This window comes from Pseudoalteromonas prydzensis (assembly GCF_001661495.1).
Taxonomy (GTDB): Bacteria; Pseudomonadota; Gammaproteobacteria; order Enterobacterales; family Alteromonadaceae; genus Pseudoalteromonas; species Pseudoalteromonas prydzensis.
The window spans coordinates 80,724-98,809 of record NZ_BDDT01000007.1; the positions used below are offsets into that span (position 1 = coordinate 80,724).

At 40.9% G+C, this 18,086-nt stretch carries 14 protein-coding genes, 1 tRNA gene and 1 pseudogene; 9 read left to right on the forward strand and 7 right to left on the reverse strand.

Going from position 1 to position 18,086, the window contains the following annotated elements; genetic code table 11:
• Positions 1-87: 87 nt before the first annotated feature.
• From A7968_RS14070 to pepA, 3 genes are all read right to left on the reverse strand, one after another.
• Positions 88-2,943: a valine--tRNA ligase gene (locus A7968_RS14070; protein WP_064667211.1), complete on the reverse strand. Its 2,856-nt coding sequence runs from the start codon at positions 2,941-2,943 to the stop codon at positions 88-90.
• Between the two features lie 58 nt (positions 2,944-3,001).
• On the reverse strand, positions 3,002-3,448 hold the full coding sequence (locus A7968_RS14075; RefSeq protein WP_064667212.1) for a DNA polymerase III subunit chi: 447 nt from the start codon (positions 3,446-3,448) through the stop codon (positions 3,002-3,004).
• Positions 3,449-3,609: 161 nt separating this feature from the next.
• Complete coding sequence (gene pepA, locus A7968_RS14080; protein ID WP_064667213.1) at positions 3,610-5,121, reverse strand: leucyl aminopeptidase; 1,512 nt, start codon at positions 5,119-5,121, stop codon at positions 3,610-3,612.
• A gap of 266 nt (positions 5,122-5,387) precedes the next feature.
• On the opposite strand from pepA, the gene lptF reads away from it, so the two are divergent.
• The gene (gene lptF, locus A7968_RS14085) at positions 5,388-6,500 is read left to right on the forward strand and encodes an LPS export ABC transporter permease LptF (protein WP_064667214.1); all 1,113 of its coding nucleotides are present in this window, start codon (positions 5,388-5,390) and stop codon (positions 6,498-6,500) included.
• On the forward strand, positions 6,497-7,564 hold the full coding sequence (gene lptG / locus A7968_RS14090; RefSeq protein ID WP_064667215.1) for an LPS export ABC transporter permease LptG: 1,068 nt from the start codon (positions 6,497-6,499) through the stop codon (positions 7,562-7,564). Before lptF ends, lptG begins: the two co-directional genes overlap by 4 nt.
• A gap of 40 nt (positions 7,565-7,604) precedes the next feature.
• On the opposite strand, the gene A7968_RS14095 is transcribed toward lptG, so the two are convergent.
• The gene (locus A7968_RS14095) at positions 7,605-8,105 is read right to left on the reverse strand and encodes an RDD family protein (protein WP_064667216.1); all 501 of its coding nucleotides are present in this window, start codon (positions 8,103-8,105) and stop codon (positions 7,605-7,607) included.
• Between the two features lie 130 nt (positions 8,106-8,235).
• Here A7968_RS14095 and A7968_RS14100 point away from each other — a divergent pair, with 130 nt between their 5' ends.
• Positions 8,236-9,897 carry an acyl-CoA dehydrogenase family protein gene (locus A7968_RS14100; RefSeq protein ID WP_064667217.1) on the forward strand — a complete coding sequence of 554 codons (1,662 nt, stop codon included), beginning with the start codon at positions 8,236-8,238 and terminating at the stop codon, positions 9,895-9,897.
• Positions 9,898-10,070: 173 nt separating this feature from the next.
• Positions 10,071-10,155, forward strand: a tRNA-Leu gene (locus A7968_RS14105).
• A gap of 133 nt (positions 10,156-10,288) precedes the next feature.
• On the opposite strand, the gene A7968_RS14110 is transcribed toward A7968_RS14105, so the two are convergent.
• Together A7968_RS14110 and A7968_RS14115 are read right to left on the reverse strand one after the other, a co-directional pair.
• Positions 10,289-12,193: a hypothetical protein gene (locus A7968_RS14110; protein ID WP_064667218.1), complete on the reverse strand. Its 1,905-nt coding sequence runs from the start codon at positions 12,191-12,193 to the stop codon at positions 10,289-10,291.
• Positions 12,194-12,537: 344 nt separating this feature from the next.
• Positions 12,538-12,921: a DUF1842 domain-containing protein gene (locus A7968_RS14115; RefSeq protein WP_064667219.1), complete on the reverse strand. Its 384-nt coding sequence runs from the start codon at positions 12,919-12,921 to the stop codon at positions 12,538-12,540.
• A gap of 122 nt (positions 12,922-13,043) precedes the next feature.
• On the opposite strand from A7968_RS14115, the gene A7968_RS14120 reads away from it, so the two are divergent.
• From A7968_RS14120 to A7968_RS14135, 4 genes are all read left to right on the forward strand, one after another.
• The gene (locus tag A7968_RS14120; protein ID WP_064667220.1) at positions 13,044-13,505 is read left to right on the forward strand and encodes a GNAT family N-acetyltransferase; all 462 of its coding nucleotides are present in this window, start codon (positions 13,044-13,046) and stop codon (positions 13,503-13,505) included.
• Positions 13,506-13,830: 325 nt separating this feature from the next.
• Positions 13,831-14,382, forward strand: a complete 552-nt coding sequence (locus A7968_RS14125) for a cytochrome b (RefSeq protein WP_064667221.1) — start codon at positions 13,831-13,833, stop codon at positions 14,380-14,382.
• A gap of 223 nt (positions 14,383-14,605) precedes the next feature.
• Positions 14,606-15,499 (forward strand): DUF2971 domain-containing protein, encoded by an 894-nt coding sequence (locus tag A7968_RS14130; protein WP_064667304.1) that lies wholly within the window; start codon positions 14,606-14,608, stop codon positions 15,497-15,499.
• Positions 15,500-15,603: 104 nt separating this feature from the next.
• Entirely contained in the window at positions 15,604-16,608 is a 1,005-nt protein-coding gene (locus A7968_RS14135) for a PIN domain-containing protein (protein WP_064667222.1), read from the forward strand.
• Positions 16,609-16,692: 84 nt separating this feature from the next.
• On the opposite strand, the pseudogene A7968_RS22985 reads toward A7968_RS14135, so the two are convergent.
• A pseudogene (locus A7968_RS22985) lies at positions 16,693-17,044 on the reverse strand (group II intron maturase-specific domain-containing protein); the annotation flags it as partial.
• 359 nt (positions 17,045-17,403) lie between these two features.
• Here A7968_RS22985 and A7968_RS23625 point away from each other — a divergent pair.
• Positions 17,404-17,859, forward strand: coding sequence for a hypothetical protein (locus A7968_RS23625; protein ID WP_244270411.1), 456 nt, complete (start codon positions 17,404-17,406; stop codon positions 17,857-17,859).
• The last annotated feature ends 227 nt before the right edge of the window (positions 17,860-18,086 follow it).

Consider the following 18,086-nt stretch of genomic DNA (forward strand, 5'->3'; position numbering starts at 1 on the left):
ACCTAGAACCTAGAACCTAGAACCTAGAACACAAAAAAGCCGCGCTACTATAAAGTAACGCGGCTTTTTAAATGCTTTGTATAAATATTATAAACTTTCGATCTTCGCTTTTTGCTCTAGCAGTTTTGCTTTAGCGTCTGAGAACTCTGCAAGCTTCTCATTTTCTTTTGCCAGTACCGCTTCAGGTGCATTGTTCACAAACTTTTCGTTAGCTAGCTTATTTTGCACTTGAGCTAGGCCTTTTTCGGCTTTTTCAAGTTGCTTAGCAATACGAGCAAGTTCGGCGTCAACATCGATTAGACCAGCCATTGGGATCATGATTTCAAGGTTGCCAACATACGATGTTGCACAAGCTGGTGCCTCATCTTTATTTTCAAGCAGCGTAAATTCCTCAATTTTAGCAAGTGATGCTAAGAATGATTTATTTTCGTTTATACGACGTACATCATCCGCAGATGCGTTTGCCAATAGCACTGATAGCGGCTTGCTTGGGCTGATATCCATTTCACCACGGATATTACGAATGGCGAGAATGAATTGTTTAACCCACTCTAAATCGTCCATTGCTTTAGCATCAACGTTTGCTGCAGTGTAAACAGGGAAGGCTTGAACCATGATGCTAGTGTTTGCAGTTTCAAGGCCAGCCAATGGCGCAACACGTTGCCAAATAGTTTCTGTGATGTATGGCATCATTGGGTGCATTAAGCGCAGCAGGCTCTCAAGCACAGTAATAAGCGTATGACGCGTACCACGTTGTTGTGCTTCATTGCCTTTGAATAATACTGGCTTAGTAAGTTCTAAGTACCAATCACAAAATTGGTTCCAAGTGAATTCATAAAGCGTATTGGCTGCTAAGTCAAAACGGTAGTTGTCTAAGTGCTCAGTATAGGTTTTAACTGTTGACTCGAATTGGCCTAAGATCCAACGATCAGCAAGTGAGTATTCTTTTGCTGCATCGCTTGCAAAACCACAATCTTGTTCTTCGGTATTCATAAGTACGTAACGGCTGGCGTTCCATAACTTATTACAGAAGTTGCGGTAACCTTCAAGGCGATTCATATCCCAGTTGATATCACGACCAGTTGATGCCATAGCAGCTAACGTAAAGCGCAGCGCATCAGTACCGTGTGCTTCAATACCGTTATCGAAGGTTTTACGAGTATCTTTTTCGATTTTTTTAGCAACTTTCTCTTGCATCAGATTACTAGTGCGTTTGGTTACTAAGCTCTCAAGGTCGATACCGTCAATCATGTCGATTGGATCAAGTACGTTACCTTTTGATTTTGACATTTTATCGCCATTTTCATCGCGAATAAGACCCGTAACGTAAACAGTTTTAAATGGCACTTGTGGCTTGCCGTTGTCATCTTTGATGAAGTGCATAGTCATCATGATCATACGCGCCACCCAGAAGAAGATAATATCAAAACCGGTTACCAACACGTCAGACGGGTGGAAGGTTTTTAAATCATCAGTATTCTCAGGCCAACCTTGCGTAGAGAAGGTCCACAGTGCAGATGAGAACCAGGTATCAAGTACGTCTTCGTCTTGAGTGAGCACTACATCAGCGGCGATGTTGTTTTCGCTGCGTACTTCGGCTTCATCACGGCCAACAAACACATTACCTTCGCTGTCGTACCAAGCTGGAATACGGTGACCCCACCAAAGTTGGCGTGAAATACACCAATCTTGCACATCGTTCATCCACGAGAAATACATGTTCTCGTACTGTTTTGGTACAAATTGGATGTCGCCATTTTTAACGGCGTCTTTTGCGGGCTCTGCCAGTGGTGCAACACGTACATACCATTGATCGGTAAGTAGTGGTTCAATAACCACACCTGAGCGGTCGCCGTAAGGTACGGTTAAAGCGTGATCTTCAATCTTTTCAAGTAAGCCTAACTGTTCAAATTCAGCCACAATTGCTTTACGTGCAGCGAAACGGTCAAGGCCATGCAAACGCTCTGGAATTGGTGCATCAAACTCAAGCTCTTTACCGTCAAAGGTGTAGGTTTCGCCTTGGCTTAGAATGGCCGCATCTTTATCGAAGATGTTGATCATCGGCATTTGATGACGCTTACCGACTTCGTTATCGTTAAAGTCATGGGCAGGAGTGATTTTTACACAACCTGTGCCTTTGTCTTTATCGGCATGTTCATCAGCAACGATTTTAATGCGACGATTAACAATCGGTAATAAAATGTCTTTACCGATCAAGTCTTGATAACGCTCATCATCTGGGTTGACAGCAACCCCTGAATCGCCAAGCATAGTCTCTGGACGGGTGGTTGCCACGACAATGTAATCTTTACCGTCTTGGGTTTTCACACCGTCAGCCAATGGGTAACGTAAGTTCCACATGTGGCCTTGCTTATCTTTGTTTTCAACTTCAAGATCAGAGATAGCGGTGTGTAATTTTGGATCCCAGTTTACTAAACGCTTACCACGATAGATTAAGTCTTCTTTGTGCAGGCGTACAAATACTTCTTTAACCGCTTCTGATAAGCCGTCATCCATAGTGAAACGTTCACGGTCCCAATCTACAGAAGCGCCGAGGCGACGAAGCTGTTTGGTAATAGTACCGCCAGATTGGTTTTTCCATTCCCAGATTTTATCAATGAAGGCTTCACGACCTAAATCATGACGCGTTTTGCCTTCTTCAGCAGCAAGTTTACGCTCAACCAACATTTGTGTGGCGATACCCGCGTGGTCAGTACCCACTTGCCATAAAGTGTTATTACCTTGCATGCGTTTAAAGCGCGTTAAGGTATCCATAATAGTATCTTGGAATGCATGGCCCATGTGTAAGCTACCAGTGACATTGGGTGGTGGGATCATAATTGAATATGCATCGCCTTTACCTGATGGTTTAAAGTAGCCTTTTTCTTCCCAGTCTTGATAGAGCGACTGTTCAATATCTTGCGGATTGTAGGTTTTATCCATTACACAGAACCTTAAATAAGTACTTAAATGAGTTAGTTAGCTAGTTTCCTAAGGGTGGCTAGCTATTAATATCTTGGGTGGTGATATTAGCACCGAGTTGGCGTAGTTTTTTAAAACGCTCACGAGCAGCTTGTTTAGCGACTGTTTCAACGGGCACAAAATCAAAAACTTGGTTGAACCGACGAATAAAATCCGGTAGGTGTGTAGCCAAATTTATTAAAACTTTACGATTACCAACCGGTGGGGTAGTGCCAATCTCTACAGGCGCTCCGCCTTTTGGGCCTTCACCTTGCAGGTTATGAGGCACAAAACTGTCGGGGTCGAATGACCAAATAGTTTCATCAATGGCATGGGCAATTTCAATATCATCAACGTAAATAAAGATGCGATGACCAAGGCGATATTGTTGGCCTGCGATATCGGCAGCTAAGCTAAAGTGATCATCTGCCTTAGCAGTTGATTCATCTTGTTGCTTTAGAACGAAAAATTGGGCGTTCATGCTCATTGTATCGGGGCTTCCCACAGTATTGAAAATAATACTTAAATCAAAGCAGGGATTTTGCCATATAACGCGTTTTGCTTCAATTAATACACCGATAAATGAAGAATAAATAAGGCGCCAGAGGGCGCCTTATAATGAGTTGCATAGATTGTTAAACGTAAGGTTTAATCCTGGCTGGTTTCACTTACCCCAGCACGGTTTAGTAAATATTGCGTAAGCATAGGCACAGGACGACCCGTTGCACCTTTATTTTTACCGCTACGCCATGCCGTACCTGCGATATCTAGGTGCGCCCAGTTATACTTTTTAGTGAACTTAGATAAGAAACACGCAGCGGTGATAGTGCCCGCAGCACGGCCGCCTAAGTTAGTAAAATCAGCAAATGGACTTTCCAGTTGATCTTGGTAATCATCCCAAAGTGGCAATTGCCATGCGCGGTCGCCACTTTGCTCTGATGCTTTTAATAAATCATGAGCAAGCGGGTTATGGTTTGATAACAAACCGGTTGCATGAGCGCCCAGTGCCACAATACAAGCGCCGGTCAATGTGGCTACGTCAATCACGGTTTCAGGTTCAAAACGTTCAACATAGGTCAATGCATCACATAACACTAAACGGCCTTCGGCGTCAGTATTGAGTACTTCAACCGTTTGCCCCGACATAGTTGTTAAAATATCACCTGGGCGGTAAGCATTTGAGCTTGGCATGTTTTCACAGCCAGCCAGCACGCCAATCACGTTAATCGGTAATTGCATTTGTGCTAAGGCACGCATTGCACCAATAACCCCTGCTGCACCGCCCATATCGTATTTCATTTCGTCCATGGCTTCGCCAGGTTTGAGTGAAATACCGCCCGAGTCAAATGTTAAGCCTTTACCAACCAGTACAATAGGGGCTTGATCTTTCGCGCCACCTTGATAGTTGATAACCGACATAACCGATTCGTTATCACTACCACGGCCCACCGCTAAGTATGAATTCATACCCAGTTCGGCCATTTTATCTTCACCAATAATATCAACAGTGATGTTATCGAAATTGCTGGCAAGCTCTTGTGCTTGCTCACCTAAATACGCTGGGTTACAGATATTTGGCGGCATGTTTGCTACGTCTTTACATAACTTGCTACCAGCAGCAATCGCTAAGCCGTGCTCAATAGCGCTTTCGCCAATCGTCAGTTCGCGACGAGTGGGTACATTAAATACAATTTTACGCAGTGGACGACGTGGGTCGCTTTTTTTGCTTTTTAATTGATTAAATGTATATAAACAGTCTTGAGTTGTTTCGACCGCTTGGCGGACTTTCCAGTAGGTATCGCGGCTTTTTACATGTTGCTCGGTTAAAAAGCATACCGCTTCCATTGACCCAGTTTCGTTAAGGGTATTAATGGTTTTTGAAATAATTTGTTTGTACTGTTTATCATCAAGCTCACGCTCTTTACCACAACCAACCAGTAGTATGCGCTCACTTAGTACGTTTGGTACATGATGCAATAACAATACTTGCCCTGGTTTACCTTCAAGATCACCACGGCGTAATAAATTAGAGATATAACCATCGCTGATTTTATCGAGTTGTTCACCAATGGGGGATAAACGACGTGGCTCATAAACGCCAACTACTATACATGCGCTACGTTGCTTTTCAGGACTACCACTTTTTACGCTAAATTCCATTGTCACTCCTAATTTTGAGTCATTTAACCCTTAAATAAGGGCAATATAATAAAAATCCAGTTACTTACATTAATATTAGCTTATAAACGCTGACTCATTATGTGTATTTGAACTTTATACTTTTGTAGCCATCAATACCACTAAAGCAACAATAATATCGAGTTGCTAGGTAGGATATTTAATGTTGATGACATATAATAAAACCTTAAGTTTACTCAAATTTTCTTACTCTTGAAGTGAAACACGATGTTTAACAGGGGCGATCATTGCTAATTTTCCGTTATTTGACCACTGAAGTTTTAAAGTCTCAGGTCGCCGTATTTTTAACTTTGATGACAATTTTTTTGTCACAAAAGTTTGTTGTTATTTTAAGCGATGCCTCTGAAGGCGGCATTCCTGCTAAGCTAGTGCTATCGATGATTGCACTCAAGTTACCACAACTGGCGTCACTTATATTACCGCTTAGTATCTTTTTAGGGATCATTCTCGCCTATAGTCGAATTTATGCCGACAGTGAAATGACCGTGTTAAAAGCCTGCGGGGTGAGTGAGTGGTATGTCGTGCGTGTTACTTTAATTTCAAGTGTGGTACTAGCATTATTAGCCGCCATACTCACGTTATATGTTGCACCATGGGCGAGTGAACAAGAATATCAATTAAAAGAACAAGCCAAAGCGGATGCTGGGTTATCGGCATTACGGGCGGGGCGATTCCAGCAAACAGGCAATGAAAAAGCCGTGGTATTTATTCATAACATTGAAAATGGCGGTAAAGAGCTGCATAAAGTATTTGTTGCACAACTACCAGACAGTGAAAAAGATAATTTAGCTCGGTTGGTGTATGCCGAGCGTGGTGTGGTGGTTGAGCAGGAAAATGGTGAGCAGCAATTAGTACTTAGTGACGGTAAACGTTACGAAACCGACGGTGAAACACCTGCACTCAATTTAACCGAGTTTGACGGCTACAGCGTACAAATACGTGAACAAGAGATTGAACACCAACGCCGTAAACTTGAAGCCGTCCCCACTATCGACTTACTCGCTATGAAGGGGTCTGAAGCTGTAGCGCAGTGGCAATGGCGCATTGCAATCCCACTGTCTATTCCTTTGCTAACTTTATTGGCCGTACCTTTGAGTGTGGTTAATCCACGCCAAGGTAAATTTGCCAAATTAGTTCCTGCAATCAGCTTATATTTAGGCTATTTCATTTTACTTAATGCTGCAAAATTTGCTGTTGAAGATGGCAAGATCCCGCCGTCAATTGGCTTATGGTGGATCCACGTTACCGCGCTATTTATAGGAGGTTTTTTGATTATCAAAGGACGGCCACTCGGTGCTTGGCTTAAAGCCGTTATTACCAAGCGGGAGTTAGGCGCATGATGAAAATGCTTGATTGGTACTTAGGCCGTAGTATTTTACAAACCACAGGTTTTGCGCTGATGGTATTGGTGGGGATCAGCACCTTAATTAAATTTATTGAACAGCTTAAATCAGTTGGCCGTGGTAGTTACGACATCGCAACAGCATTACTTTATACCTTGTATAGTATGCCCGGTGACTTGGTGGTGTTTTTTCCAATGGCGGCACTTATCGGCGGTTTAACTGGCTTGGGGGCACTTGCCTCAAACAGTGAGCTGGTAGTGATGCAAGCCGCGGGTATGTCACGTTTACAAATAATTATCTCGGTGATGAAAACCGCTATATTCATGGCGCTGTGCATGATGGCACTAGGCGAGTGGGGGGCACCAGCTGCCCAGCTGAAAGCCAAAGAAATGCGTAACCAAGCAATTCATGGTGGAGATGTGTTTAACGCACAGCAAGGCGTATGGGCCAAAGACGGTAATAACTTTATCAGTATCGAAGATGTTGACCAAAATGGCGTTTTGCACGGCCTGAATATGTATCACTTTGATAAGTCATTACAACTGACGCAAATCACCAAAGCGCGAGAAGCACTCAGTCGCAAAGATGGTTGGCTACTGCGCGATGTTAACAAAGTGCAATTAAGTGAAGAGCAAATTAGTACTCAACAGCAAGATGAAGAGTTTTATGATTCACAACTGACCGCAGAAAAACTCGGTGTAGTATCGGTTAAACCAGAGTCCCTATCATTTTCAGGGTTGTGGTCATACTTAGGTTATTTAAAGCAAAATGAGCAAGACACCAGTACCTATGAGTTAGCGCTGTGGCGCAAAATAATGCAGCCAGTGTCGATTGCAGTGATGTTGCTGGTGGCGTTGTCGTTTATATTTGGCCCACTGCGCACCGTAACTATGGGTGCCAGAATAGTGATGGGAGTTGTTACGGGGATCGTATTTCACTTAACCAATGAAATATTTGGCCCAGTGGTGATGGTATACCAAATTCCAGCCATTGTTGGTGCAACTCTACCGAGTATACTTTTTATTGGTTTTGCTACTTACTTACTTAATAAACGCAACTGATAATGTGGAGCTAGCTTGCTAGCTCCTTATATACTGAGTTTTAATCTAACGAGCGGTAAATTCGTTTGTTTTCTTCTTTAGTTAGCGCAACAACCTCGGTTTTAGAGAGGTAATCTTGCAGTGCTCGCTTGTTTTTAAAATCAACTAACACCACTAAATTACCCAAACCAAGTAATGCAGTAACGCTGCGAACAACTGCCTGAGACCAGCTGATCAGCTCGCCATCACGCGTTTGCACTTTTAAACGCCATGCACGCATACCAATGGTTTGCCCGCTTTTAGTCCAAAAATAAGCAAAAAATACAATATTTACACCAACAAACAAAGCGCTGCGAATACCAGATAACAATGGGGTTTCATCTATAAAACCTGCAGGATCTAGGCCTTCGGTTTGTACAATAACACCCAGTGTAATTAAAACTTGGATCACCGCAAAATACAAAATCGCAGTCAGCATTGATAATGAAATCACGACTAAAGAATCGTAAATTAATGAAGCAAAGCGACGCCAAAAGCCCGCACGGGGAAATTCACCAGACATAAACAAACTCACAAAGTTAATATGCGCGCTAGTTTAGCAAAGTCCTTGCTAAACAAGAAATCTTCCCTGTATTCGACAAACAGGTCTGACCTGCTATAGTAAGAAAAAATAATAATTAGCGAGCATCGTTATGGCAGTAAATAACTCAGAAACTCATCAGGTATTTAACCAACCTCAACCCCTTGAAAACTATAATGCATACAGCGCCGATGGTATTTTACAGTATTGGCTAAATCGTTTTTCAGGCCAGTGGGGCGAAGCATTATTAAGCAAATTTGGTGAGCGAATAGGTGGTGATTTACTTGCAGCTGGGTTTTCGGCAAATAAACATTTACCTGAGTTACATACTCATAGCCGTTTTGGTGAGCGAATTGATCAGGTTGATTATCATCCTAGCTATCATGCGTTAATGGAGCATGCAATTACGCAGGGCCACTGCGCCTTGCCATGGCAAGATAAACGTAAAGGTAGCCACGTTGTTCGTGCCGCAATGGCTGTGTTACATAACCATGGCGATCCGGGCTCAGGTTGTCCACTAACCATGACTTTTGCAAGTGTGCCAGCGATATCAAGCCAAGCAAATGTGGCAAAACTTTGGCTGCCAAAAATACTCGCAAATCACTACGACGGCAGTAATAAACCTTGGTTTGAAAAGCAAGGTGTAACCATTGGCATGGCAATGACTGAAAAGCAGGGGGGCTCAGACGTACGCGCTAATACAACGACAGCTACAGCCATCCAAGATACAGGCGCGGGAGAGTTATATTCTTTAGTGGGTCATAAGTGGTTTTGTTCAGCGCCAATGAGCGATGCATTTTTGGTATTAGCGAACACCGCAGAGCGCGAGTTGTCTTGTTTTTTAGTGCCTCGCTGGCGGTTAGATGGCAGTAAGAATGCAATGTATATTCAGCGGCTTAAAAATAAGCTGGGGAATAAATCGAATGCAAGCTCAGAGATTGAATTTCGCGGTGCCGAAGGTTGGTTACTCGCAGAGCCAGGACGAGGCATTAATACAATAATCCAAATGGTGGCGCTGACCCGCTATGACTGTATGTTAGGGTCGTCATCGTTAATGATGCAAGCCGCGAAAGAGGCTATTTGGCATACCTCAGGTCGCAGTGTGTTTGGTAAAAACTTACATCAACAGCCTTTAATGCTCAATGTACTCGCTGATCTCGCTTTAGAGGCTGAGGCTGCACTGGCAATTTCAATGCGTATAGCATCAGCATTAGATAACATACACGACGAACATCAGGCTGCATTAATACGAAGTGCAACTGCGATTGGTAAGTATTGGATTTGTAAACGTGCAATTCAGCACACTTATGAGGCGATGGAGTGCATAGGTGGTGTTGGTTACGTAGAAGATAATGTGTTGAGCCGTCTTTATAAAGAAGCCCCGGTAAACTCGATTTGGGAAGGCTCAGGCAATGTACAATGCCTTGATTTATTGCGGGTATTAAACAAAGAACCAGAGACATTAAAAGTACTATTAGCTGAACTTGAACAAGCACGAGAGCTAAACTCTACGTATGCAAACAAGCTTGATAGCCTGTACGAATTGCTAGCCGATAAGCAAAACTTAGAAGTTAATGCAAGGCGAGCAATGGAAACTTTAGCACTGCTTTGGCAAGCTGCAACTTTGCTAGTATACGGCAAGAAAAAGATAGCAGAAGCGTTTGTTAAAGCACGATTAGCAACAGCAAACTTTCATCAGTATGGCTGCTTAGATAGCGAAATCGATATGGCATATATTGTGGAGCGCTTTAAACCCAAGCCAGATCAAGTTTAAATTTAACAATTGTTTAATAAGTGTGCGGTTGACAGCTAAAACAAATAAAACGCTTGCCGCCTTAGCCATTCTTTGTATAATGCTTGGCATAGAGACGAGGACGGTTTGATAAGTCTTAGCTCTAAAGTGGTTTTTCTTTATCTTCTCATGTTAGAAGGTTAAAGAAAAATGATGCCAGCGTGATGAAATTGGTATACATGGGGGATTCAAAATCCCCTGCCGCAAGGCGTGCCGGTTCAAGTCCGGCCGCTGGTACCACTTTTAATAGCCCTGACCACATTGGTCGGGGTTTTTTTATGCCTGAAATAAAGTCGTTAGTGGTTAGTTTATAGCCATATGATGTGGCAAACGATTAATACAGTATAATCTGCATTAATCGTTCGATTTTTAGTTAATTACTACTGTACATACAGACGCTATCGCATAGTTTTAAGAATTGAATACTTTGCGTTACTGATTGGCTTATTTCGCCATCAGCTTGCTTGCCTTGACTGGTATGAGATCTTAAAAACCAATAGCCGGCTTTTTCTTTTTTGAAAAGCTTGTAGTTGATCACATCAATTTTTTCAGAATTATTGATACAACTACTTATCGTTTGATTTTGAGAGCAAGGTAGTACAAAGCTCATGCTATTGTCTTGTTCAAACTGCCAACGGCCATTAGGGCCAAAAATACCACCGCTATAAACAATGGCTGTACCGTTATTGTGAGGCTCTATAACGGCATGCTTGTTGTTATTTAACACGTTTAAATCGTTAACATAGAAGGTTTTCAAATAATCTTCTTGAGTCGCATTATAGGTAGTATCTGCTTGGGCTAGATTAGCGTAAGAGTAGCTTGATTGTTTTTTGCTGGAGTAAAAATCGTCTACAGTAGCAATGCGATTATTGTAGAGTTTTACATAGCGTACATTTCTGGTTTCAATACCTATGGTGAATTCTAAAGTATCGCCCAAGTTGCTGAACGTAATATCATAAGTAGACTCTTCACCAGTAAGTGCGTTTTTCACTGAGTAATGTCCTGAAGTTTCTGAATCAACCGTGATAGGTGCATTGATTATTTTAAAGGAACTTCCATCAGCTAATTGCACACTTGAATACAATGGAGATAAGCCGAATAACACATCACCCGCTGAAAATTCAGGAACTGGCGCCGCTGTAACACCTCTAAATACTTTATAGGTTTTGCGATCAACAAGCTCTTTTTCAAGCTCAGGCCAATTAGCCGTATCTTGAGATGTTTGAGGGATAAAATGATAGGTGACTTCAAAAACAGCAAAATCATCTAAGCTTGCAATGAGTTCGGCTTGTTTTAATTGAACAGAAAAACTGATTTGTTGATATGAGCCATCAGTATTTTGAAACGTTTTTGTATAGTCTTGCCCAAATATACTATTACCTTTCTCTTCAGGCTCAATAAATTGATATATACCGTCAGTTAGAATTGCATTCTCGTGAAATCCAGCCAACTGAGTGTAACCTTCTGCTTCAATCGCTACATTGGCAAAGAAAGTATATCTGACGCCTTCTTCATTACCTAGTTGGCTTAGTCTAAGTGTTTGCTCTTGGCGTTGATCGCTATAAGTATCAAAACTAAGCGCTTTTTTCTCGCCCTTAATCAGGGTAAGCCAAGTGAATTCGGTTTCACTTGTGTACTTTTTAGCTAGGATAGAATTAGCTTTCTTAGCTAAAATCTCGAGAGGTATAAACTTTGAACGCATGCAATTTGCAATGCATTCAAACTCTTGAGTATGCAGTTCAACATCATCTGGGTTATTCCAGTTAAACAGAAAGTTGTCACTCTCAATTTTTGCAAAACCTGTTTGGTCAGCTGAAAAATGAAATAGTGAGCTAGAGTCAGCGGTAGTCCACGTGCCGATTAATTCTTTATCTGCAAGTGTAATTGCTTCGCCAGGAAAGTTAACGGCATCATAGTGAACGTCAATACTTAGGTTAAACTGGTTCGACTCTTTACCATCACTAATTGATAGGTCGATTTGATGTTCAGCTATGTCAAAAAGAGTAGGCGAAGCACTGAGCGTTAGTGTATTTTCACTTAGTTCATAGCTTAGCCAATCAGGTTTGTTTATTACAGAGACAGTTACTGTGTCGTTGTCTTTATCGCTTACAGTAAGTGCATGTTCTAAACTAGATCCCGCAGCGAGTTCAAAACTGAACTCACCCGCTATAGTAGGTTTGTTATTTGCTGCTTTTTGTTGTTCTTCAGAGCTACTTCCCCCACCACAGGCAGAAAGTAGTAAGGTTAAAAGGCAGACAGCTGTTGTTTTTAGTTTCATCACTAATTTTCCTTAATATTTTATGCGATTATATCAGATGGTTAATTTGATTGGACCAAATAAAGGGAAAGTAATGGTAGGAAATTGTCAATCTGATTAAATTTAATACGCAGATTATAAGGGAGGTTAGGTGGACTTTATATTTCTTGCAGATAGGTCGTCTTTCAGTACAGGGTAGCTGATTGAAGACTCTGACCGTTTAATTATGTGATAAGAAGTTAAGCAATTACTTGAATCGCGATAGCTTCGAGTTTGGTGAAGTTTGGGTAACAAACAATAGCGTATTTTTGAGAGAATTAAGCGACGCTTGCTCGCCGCTTAATATAAAGCTAACTATGTTCTACTTAGTCAATTAAGCTCACTTTACATTGGTAGGTATTATCACCCACTGAAAAGCTGCCTTTACCATTCCATTGGTTATCTACAGCAAAGCTTGCGGTAAAAGGTGACAGGTAACTACCAATTGCAGGAGGCGGAAAAGACACCACGGCTTGGCCTGTAAGCGCACCAACTTTAGTAATATCATTATAACCAGTAGCATGCATGTGCCCCGAAGCGCTAGATGTAAATTGTGGTGAATGTTGTGTGCCTTCTTGAATGTGACCATTAGCACGGCCATTTAGTGCATCTGTTTTTGGATCTACGGCAAACTGAATTTCCATTGAGCCACCACCAACAACACCAGATTGAAACTTTAATTTAACTAGGTATAAGCTTTCATCAGACATTTTCTTCTTCCTTTTATAAAGTGCTGCACACCATTGTGCTGGCATTCATTAATCGAGGAAAGTGTAGGGCGAATGCCAAAAAATACATATTACAGCGTATTACAAACAAGGAATTTCAAACAATGATTGCAAAGTTAGATAATGCAAATGAGGCAGTGACAAAGCAAATTTACACCACCTTTCAACGCTCTTATCAAATAGAGGCCGAGTTAATCGGTGCGCTTAATTTTCCGCCTTTATCGCGCACTGTGGCTGATATACAAAATTCACAAACACTTTTTTATGGACTTTATGACGATACGCAGCTTGCGGGGGTTATTGAACTGCTAATCATCAATGATCGATTAGAAATTAATAGCTTAACGGTTGACCCAGAGCATTTTAGAAAAGGCATCGCCGATAAGTTAATCCGCTATGCGTTAATTAACTTTATTGAAACAGCATCAACAGCGATAGTTGAAACCGCAGTAGTTAACGAGCCCGCTATTAAGTTATATAAAAAGCATGACTTTGTTGAGTTTAAAAGATGGACGCCCGATCACGGTATTGAAAAGCTGGCCATGATTCGAACTGGTATTGTTTAATTAAACTATCACAGTGAAAGAATCTCGCCCATTTAATGCCTTTCTAATTATAAGTTTAACTTGAAAATACTTTTCAAAAGGTGAATCGCGGTGGCTAATTGCTGGGGCAATCACTTAAGTCTATTTTAAGTTTAATTGTTTACGCTTAACCAAGTATATTTACTCATGTTTTTTAAAATATAAATTTTATGTTTTAGATCACTAAATGCTTAGTAATGATAGGTTACTTTGTAGTGGGGTAGGCTACTTTTTTAAGCTCTAAAACAGCTAAATGGTCAGTAACTTTATACGATTAATATAAGGTTTAATTTTTTCGAGGGGCACTATGAATTTAAAAAATACAACAACTCATTACAATACACTCTCCATTGCTTTGCATTGGCTTATGTTCATATTGATTGTCGCTGTGTACGCAAGCATTGAACTGCGCGAATTATTCGACAAAGGGACTACAACCCGAGATGCCTTTAAAATGTGGCATTTTATGCTTGGTTTATCGGTTTTAGCTTTAGTAAGCATTAGGCTAATTGCTCGTATAATGGGTGGCTCAGCCCCAGATATAAAACCAGAGCCAGCTAAGTGGCAAAATAACCTCGCCAAACTAGTGCATGTTATTTTGTATGGATTTATGTTTGCTATGCCTATTGCGGGATGGTTAATTTTGAGCATGGCGGGCAAACCAATTCCGTTTTTTGGTCTAGAGCTGCCGCCATTGGCTAGTAAAGATTTAGACTTTGCAAAAACCATCAAAGAGCTGCATGAAATCGCAGGGGAAGTTGGCTATTACTTGATTGGATTACATGCAGCCGCCGCTTTATTCCACCACTATTTTTTATCTGACAATACGCTCAAACGAATGCGCTTGCCTAAAAAGTAAAGCTAATTATGTGCTCAAACTATTGTTTGCGCACATATTCAAGGATATGAGCGATGCGCGTATATTGTTCCATTTAGATCTACTTAAAGATAATAGAAAACTTAGTGATAGTAATACCTTAGCTAATTTGTTAAAACTATGTAATGTATACATATGAGTGTGGTCGGAGCAGAAAGATCCGTCCTTCGCGCACTATAAAATTGTTAACACTCAAGGAGAAGCTGTGCCTCTATACAAGTATTTGACACCTGAAAATACCTTGAGGGTTTTAGACGGGAGTGTAAGGCTTACTCAGCCGGGGGCTTTCAATGATCCGTTTGAAATGGTGCCGGAGCTACATGTTCCGGAAGATTTTGAAACTAAAGACATATCTATCAGCTTTGACGTCCTCGCACCTAGAAGGCAACCGAGTGTTGGTGATTTAGCCGTTGACTTTGAATCAGACCATTGCAATGACATCAATTCTAGAAATATTTTAAGCTCACTGAATAAATCCATTGGCATTCTATGCTTGTCTAAAAATGAGTTATCGCTGCTAATGTGGTCTCACTATGCTGGTGAATACTCAGGGGCCGTTATTGAGTTTGATGAAGAGCATGAATTTTTCACGGGCCTATTTAATATAGAGTATCGAGAGCATAGGCCTAAAAAAGACATCAGTTCTTATTTGAGTAGTGAATTACCAATTCCTATTGCCGAGCTTTGTGTAAAACCCAAGGACTGGGAATACGAGAAAGAATATAGAATTGTTAGAAATCTTTCCGATTGTAAACCGGTTGGTGAATATAATGGTTTCCCTGTTTATGTCATGGATATCCCCTTAGAAGCGATAAAGTCCGTTACGCTTGGCGAAAGGATGCCTGTAGCAATTCAAAGAGATATCTGGAATAAAATCAAGAATACGACGATCTCGTTGAATCTTGCAGCTATCGCAAACTGGGGTTACGAATTTAGAAAAGAACCGATTAAGTATAATCTTCCTGTTTCTGATATGAATCCTTTGATTAGCCCAAGAACGGCCCATATATTTTCTGAACTTGAAAATGATTTTGGCGAAATGGCTCGCTGGATGATAAAAGAGCATAAGTTGAGCAGTATTGCTAACCATACGCTTTAAAGTGTTAACAAGCGCAAGCAGTCGGAAAATTTACTCGCTAGCGCTCCTAAATTTCCGCTGTTGCGGGCGTTAACTCTACTAAAAAGTTCATCATTTGAGGTTATATGAATTATATATTTCTTGATACTTGCGTATTTCTTGATATTTCAACGAAAAAGCAAGATCTTGCTTTGGTTTCAGCTTTGGAAGAGCTAGTCGAAACCGATGTGGTGAAACTGGTTGTTACAGACTTGGTTGCAGAAGAATACGAGAGAAATAAAGAAGATGTTGCAAACAAGACGGCAAGACGATTGTCTCAAGAGTTTAAACAAGTAAAAGCTGTCGTAAGTGAGTTTGCTAGCGCAAACCAAGAGCAAACGCTCGAAGTGCTAAATGACATAAATGCACGATTGCCTTTATTAACAGATGCCAATTACAGCACAATCAACAGAGTCGAAAAACTTATCCAGTCTGCGGAGCTAATTAATATTAGTGAGCGTTCAAAAGTTGCAGCGGTTCAACGTGGCTTAGATAAAAAAGCTCCATTTCATATCAGTAAAAACTCGGTTGCAGACGCTGTTATTATCGAGCAATTTTATGAGTTTTCGCTTGATGTTGATGCTACTAATAGCTGCTTCTTTATCACTCACAATCACAATGACTTTTCTGCCAAAGATCATCGAAAACCACATGAAGACTTCGACGATATTTTTAATCGTGAAAATGTCTATTATTTCAATAATCTTGCATCAGCTTTGAACATCATTGATGAGGATGTGTTGGCTGATATCGAGTTTGAGTACGATTACACTGAAGAAACTCGTGGCTTACGAGAAATTCTTGATGTAATGGACGAGTTGGTGGATAAAGTTTGGTACAACAGACACCAGAATAGGATGTGGCAGATCGAACATGGTGAAATTGAAGTTGTGCCGGAGGGTACCGAACGGTACGGAAGTGCTGTCATACATGAAAATATCCTAGAGGGTGCAATTAAATCTGCGCAAAAAGTTGAAAGTAAGTATGAAGACACCGGTCCGTGGTCAGACTTTGAATGGGGTATGATCAATGGCAAATTATCAGCCTTACGTTGGGTTCTTGGCGACGAATGGGATATGTTAGACACCTAACCTAGCGTAGAGTTAATCGGGTAGCCGGAGGTCTCTAACCTCCAGCCCCCACACCACCCATCATGCGGGTCCGCAATGGGCGGTTCATCTCCCGTAATGAATGTTGATCCAAATATCTCTCAATGACACTAAACCTTGTGAAACTAAGTAGTTATTGCCTAGCGCAATGTTAATTCCTTTTGTTTTTGAGCTTCTACAAGGGCCTTCGCTTCCAAGCGCCTACTTTTGGTACTAGTGATACCGCATGCTATGGCGAGTCGTTCGCTAACACCCAGTTTCATAAACCGCGTATTTTAGTGCGTGCTATTTCTTATTAATAACGACATTGCCGCCAGTAACACATTCTTATTCTACGGCGGATCCAGTGATCTAAATTCACTGTTAGCTGATAAGCGTTGGCTATTCGGTAGTAATGTCCTTCGCCGCGCAAATACTTTTGGGTCTAGAATCTGTATTACTCTTAAGCGCAGCGTCTCTTAACCTCTTTGTGAATAATTCACTAAATTTTTTGCACAAAGAGAAGGAAATGAGAAGTAAATGAGGATGAACTCGAAGGCTAAAATTGGTATGTGAAAATACGATACACTAGTAAAGGTACTTTTAGCTCCTCAAAAAAGCCACTCAAATACCTGCAAAAATGCCAACTAAAATAACAGCGAATCCTCTTTTTATATTTTACGCGTAAGTCAGTTGTCGATTGAATCAAAATAGGAACTCGGTTATGGTTAATGCATCAATAAAAATAAATTAAAAACGAGTTATTCTACAGGCTCGTTATATGTACAAGGAGTTATGGTGAAGAAATTCTTCAAATATCTAGGTTTCGGAATTTTAAGTGTTGTTATATTTTTCATTGGTATTGGAGTTTTGACATCCATAAATACTGTTGATAAAGAGGCTGTCTTTGAGCCTTTTATTGTACAGGCAATCCCCAAGTTAACAACGTGGGAAGTAACTCCTTTTAAAGAGCTAATGTCGGATCAGGGTTACACTAGTGCAACTTCAGAGCAATGGGAGTTGTACATGAAAAAGATTGCTAAATTAGGTGTATTTCAATCAGTCGGTAAAGCAGAGTTGCAAAATTGGAAAACATTATCTCCAGTTGGTAGTTCAAGTGTTACATATGCTGTTTATCAGGTACCTATAACCTTTGATACCGGACTAGCTTATGTTCAATTAGGTTTGCAGTCATCTGACGGTAAAGTTGAAATAAATAGTATAAAATTTTTATCTGATCTGTTGATGCAATAGTATATATAACAAGGCCATGAAGTATCGGACACATAAAAGTTGGCTGTGCTCGGGCCTCGCTATTTTAGCCAACTATTATTTAGCCGCTTATGGCGGACGTTGAGTCTGTAGAATTACTCTTTTTTAATAAAAACAGCTTGTTTTATGGGTTCCAAAATACATTACCTAATACTTTAAACACGCTTAGAGTTAATTACAGGAGCTCGTTTTTTAATTGAATTTGGCTG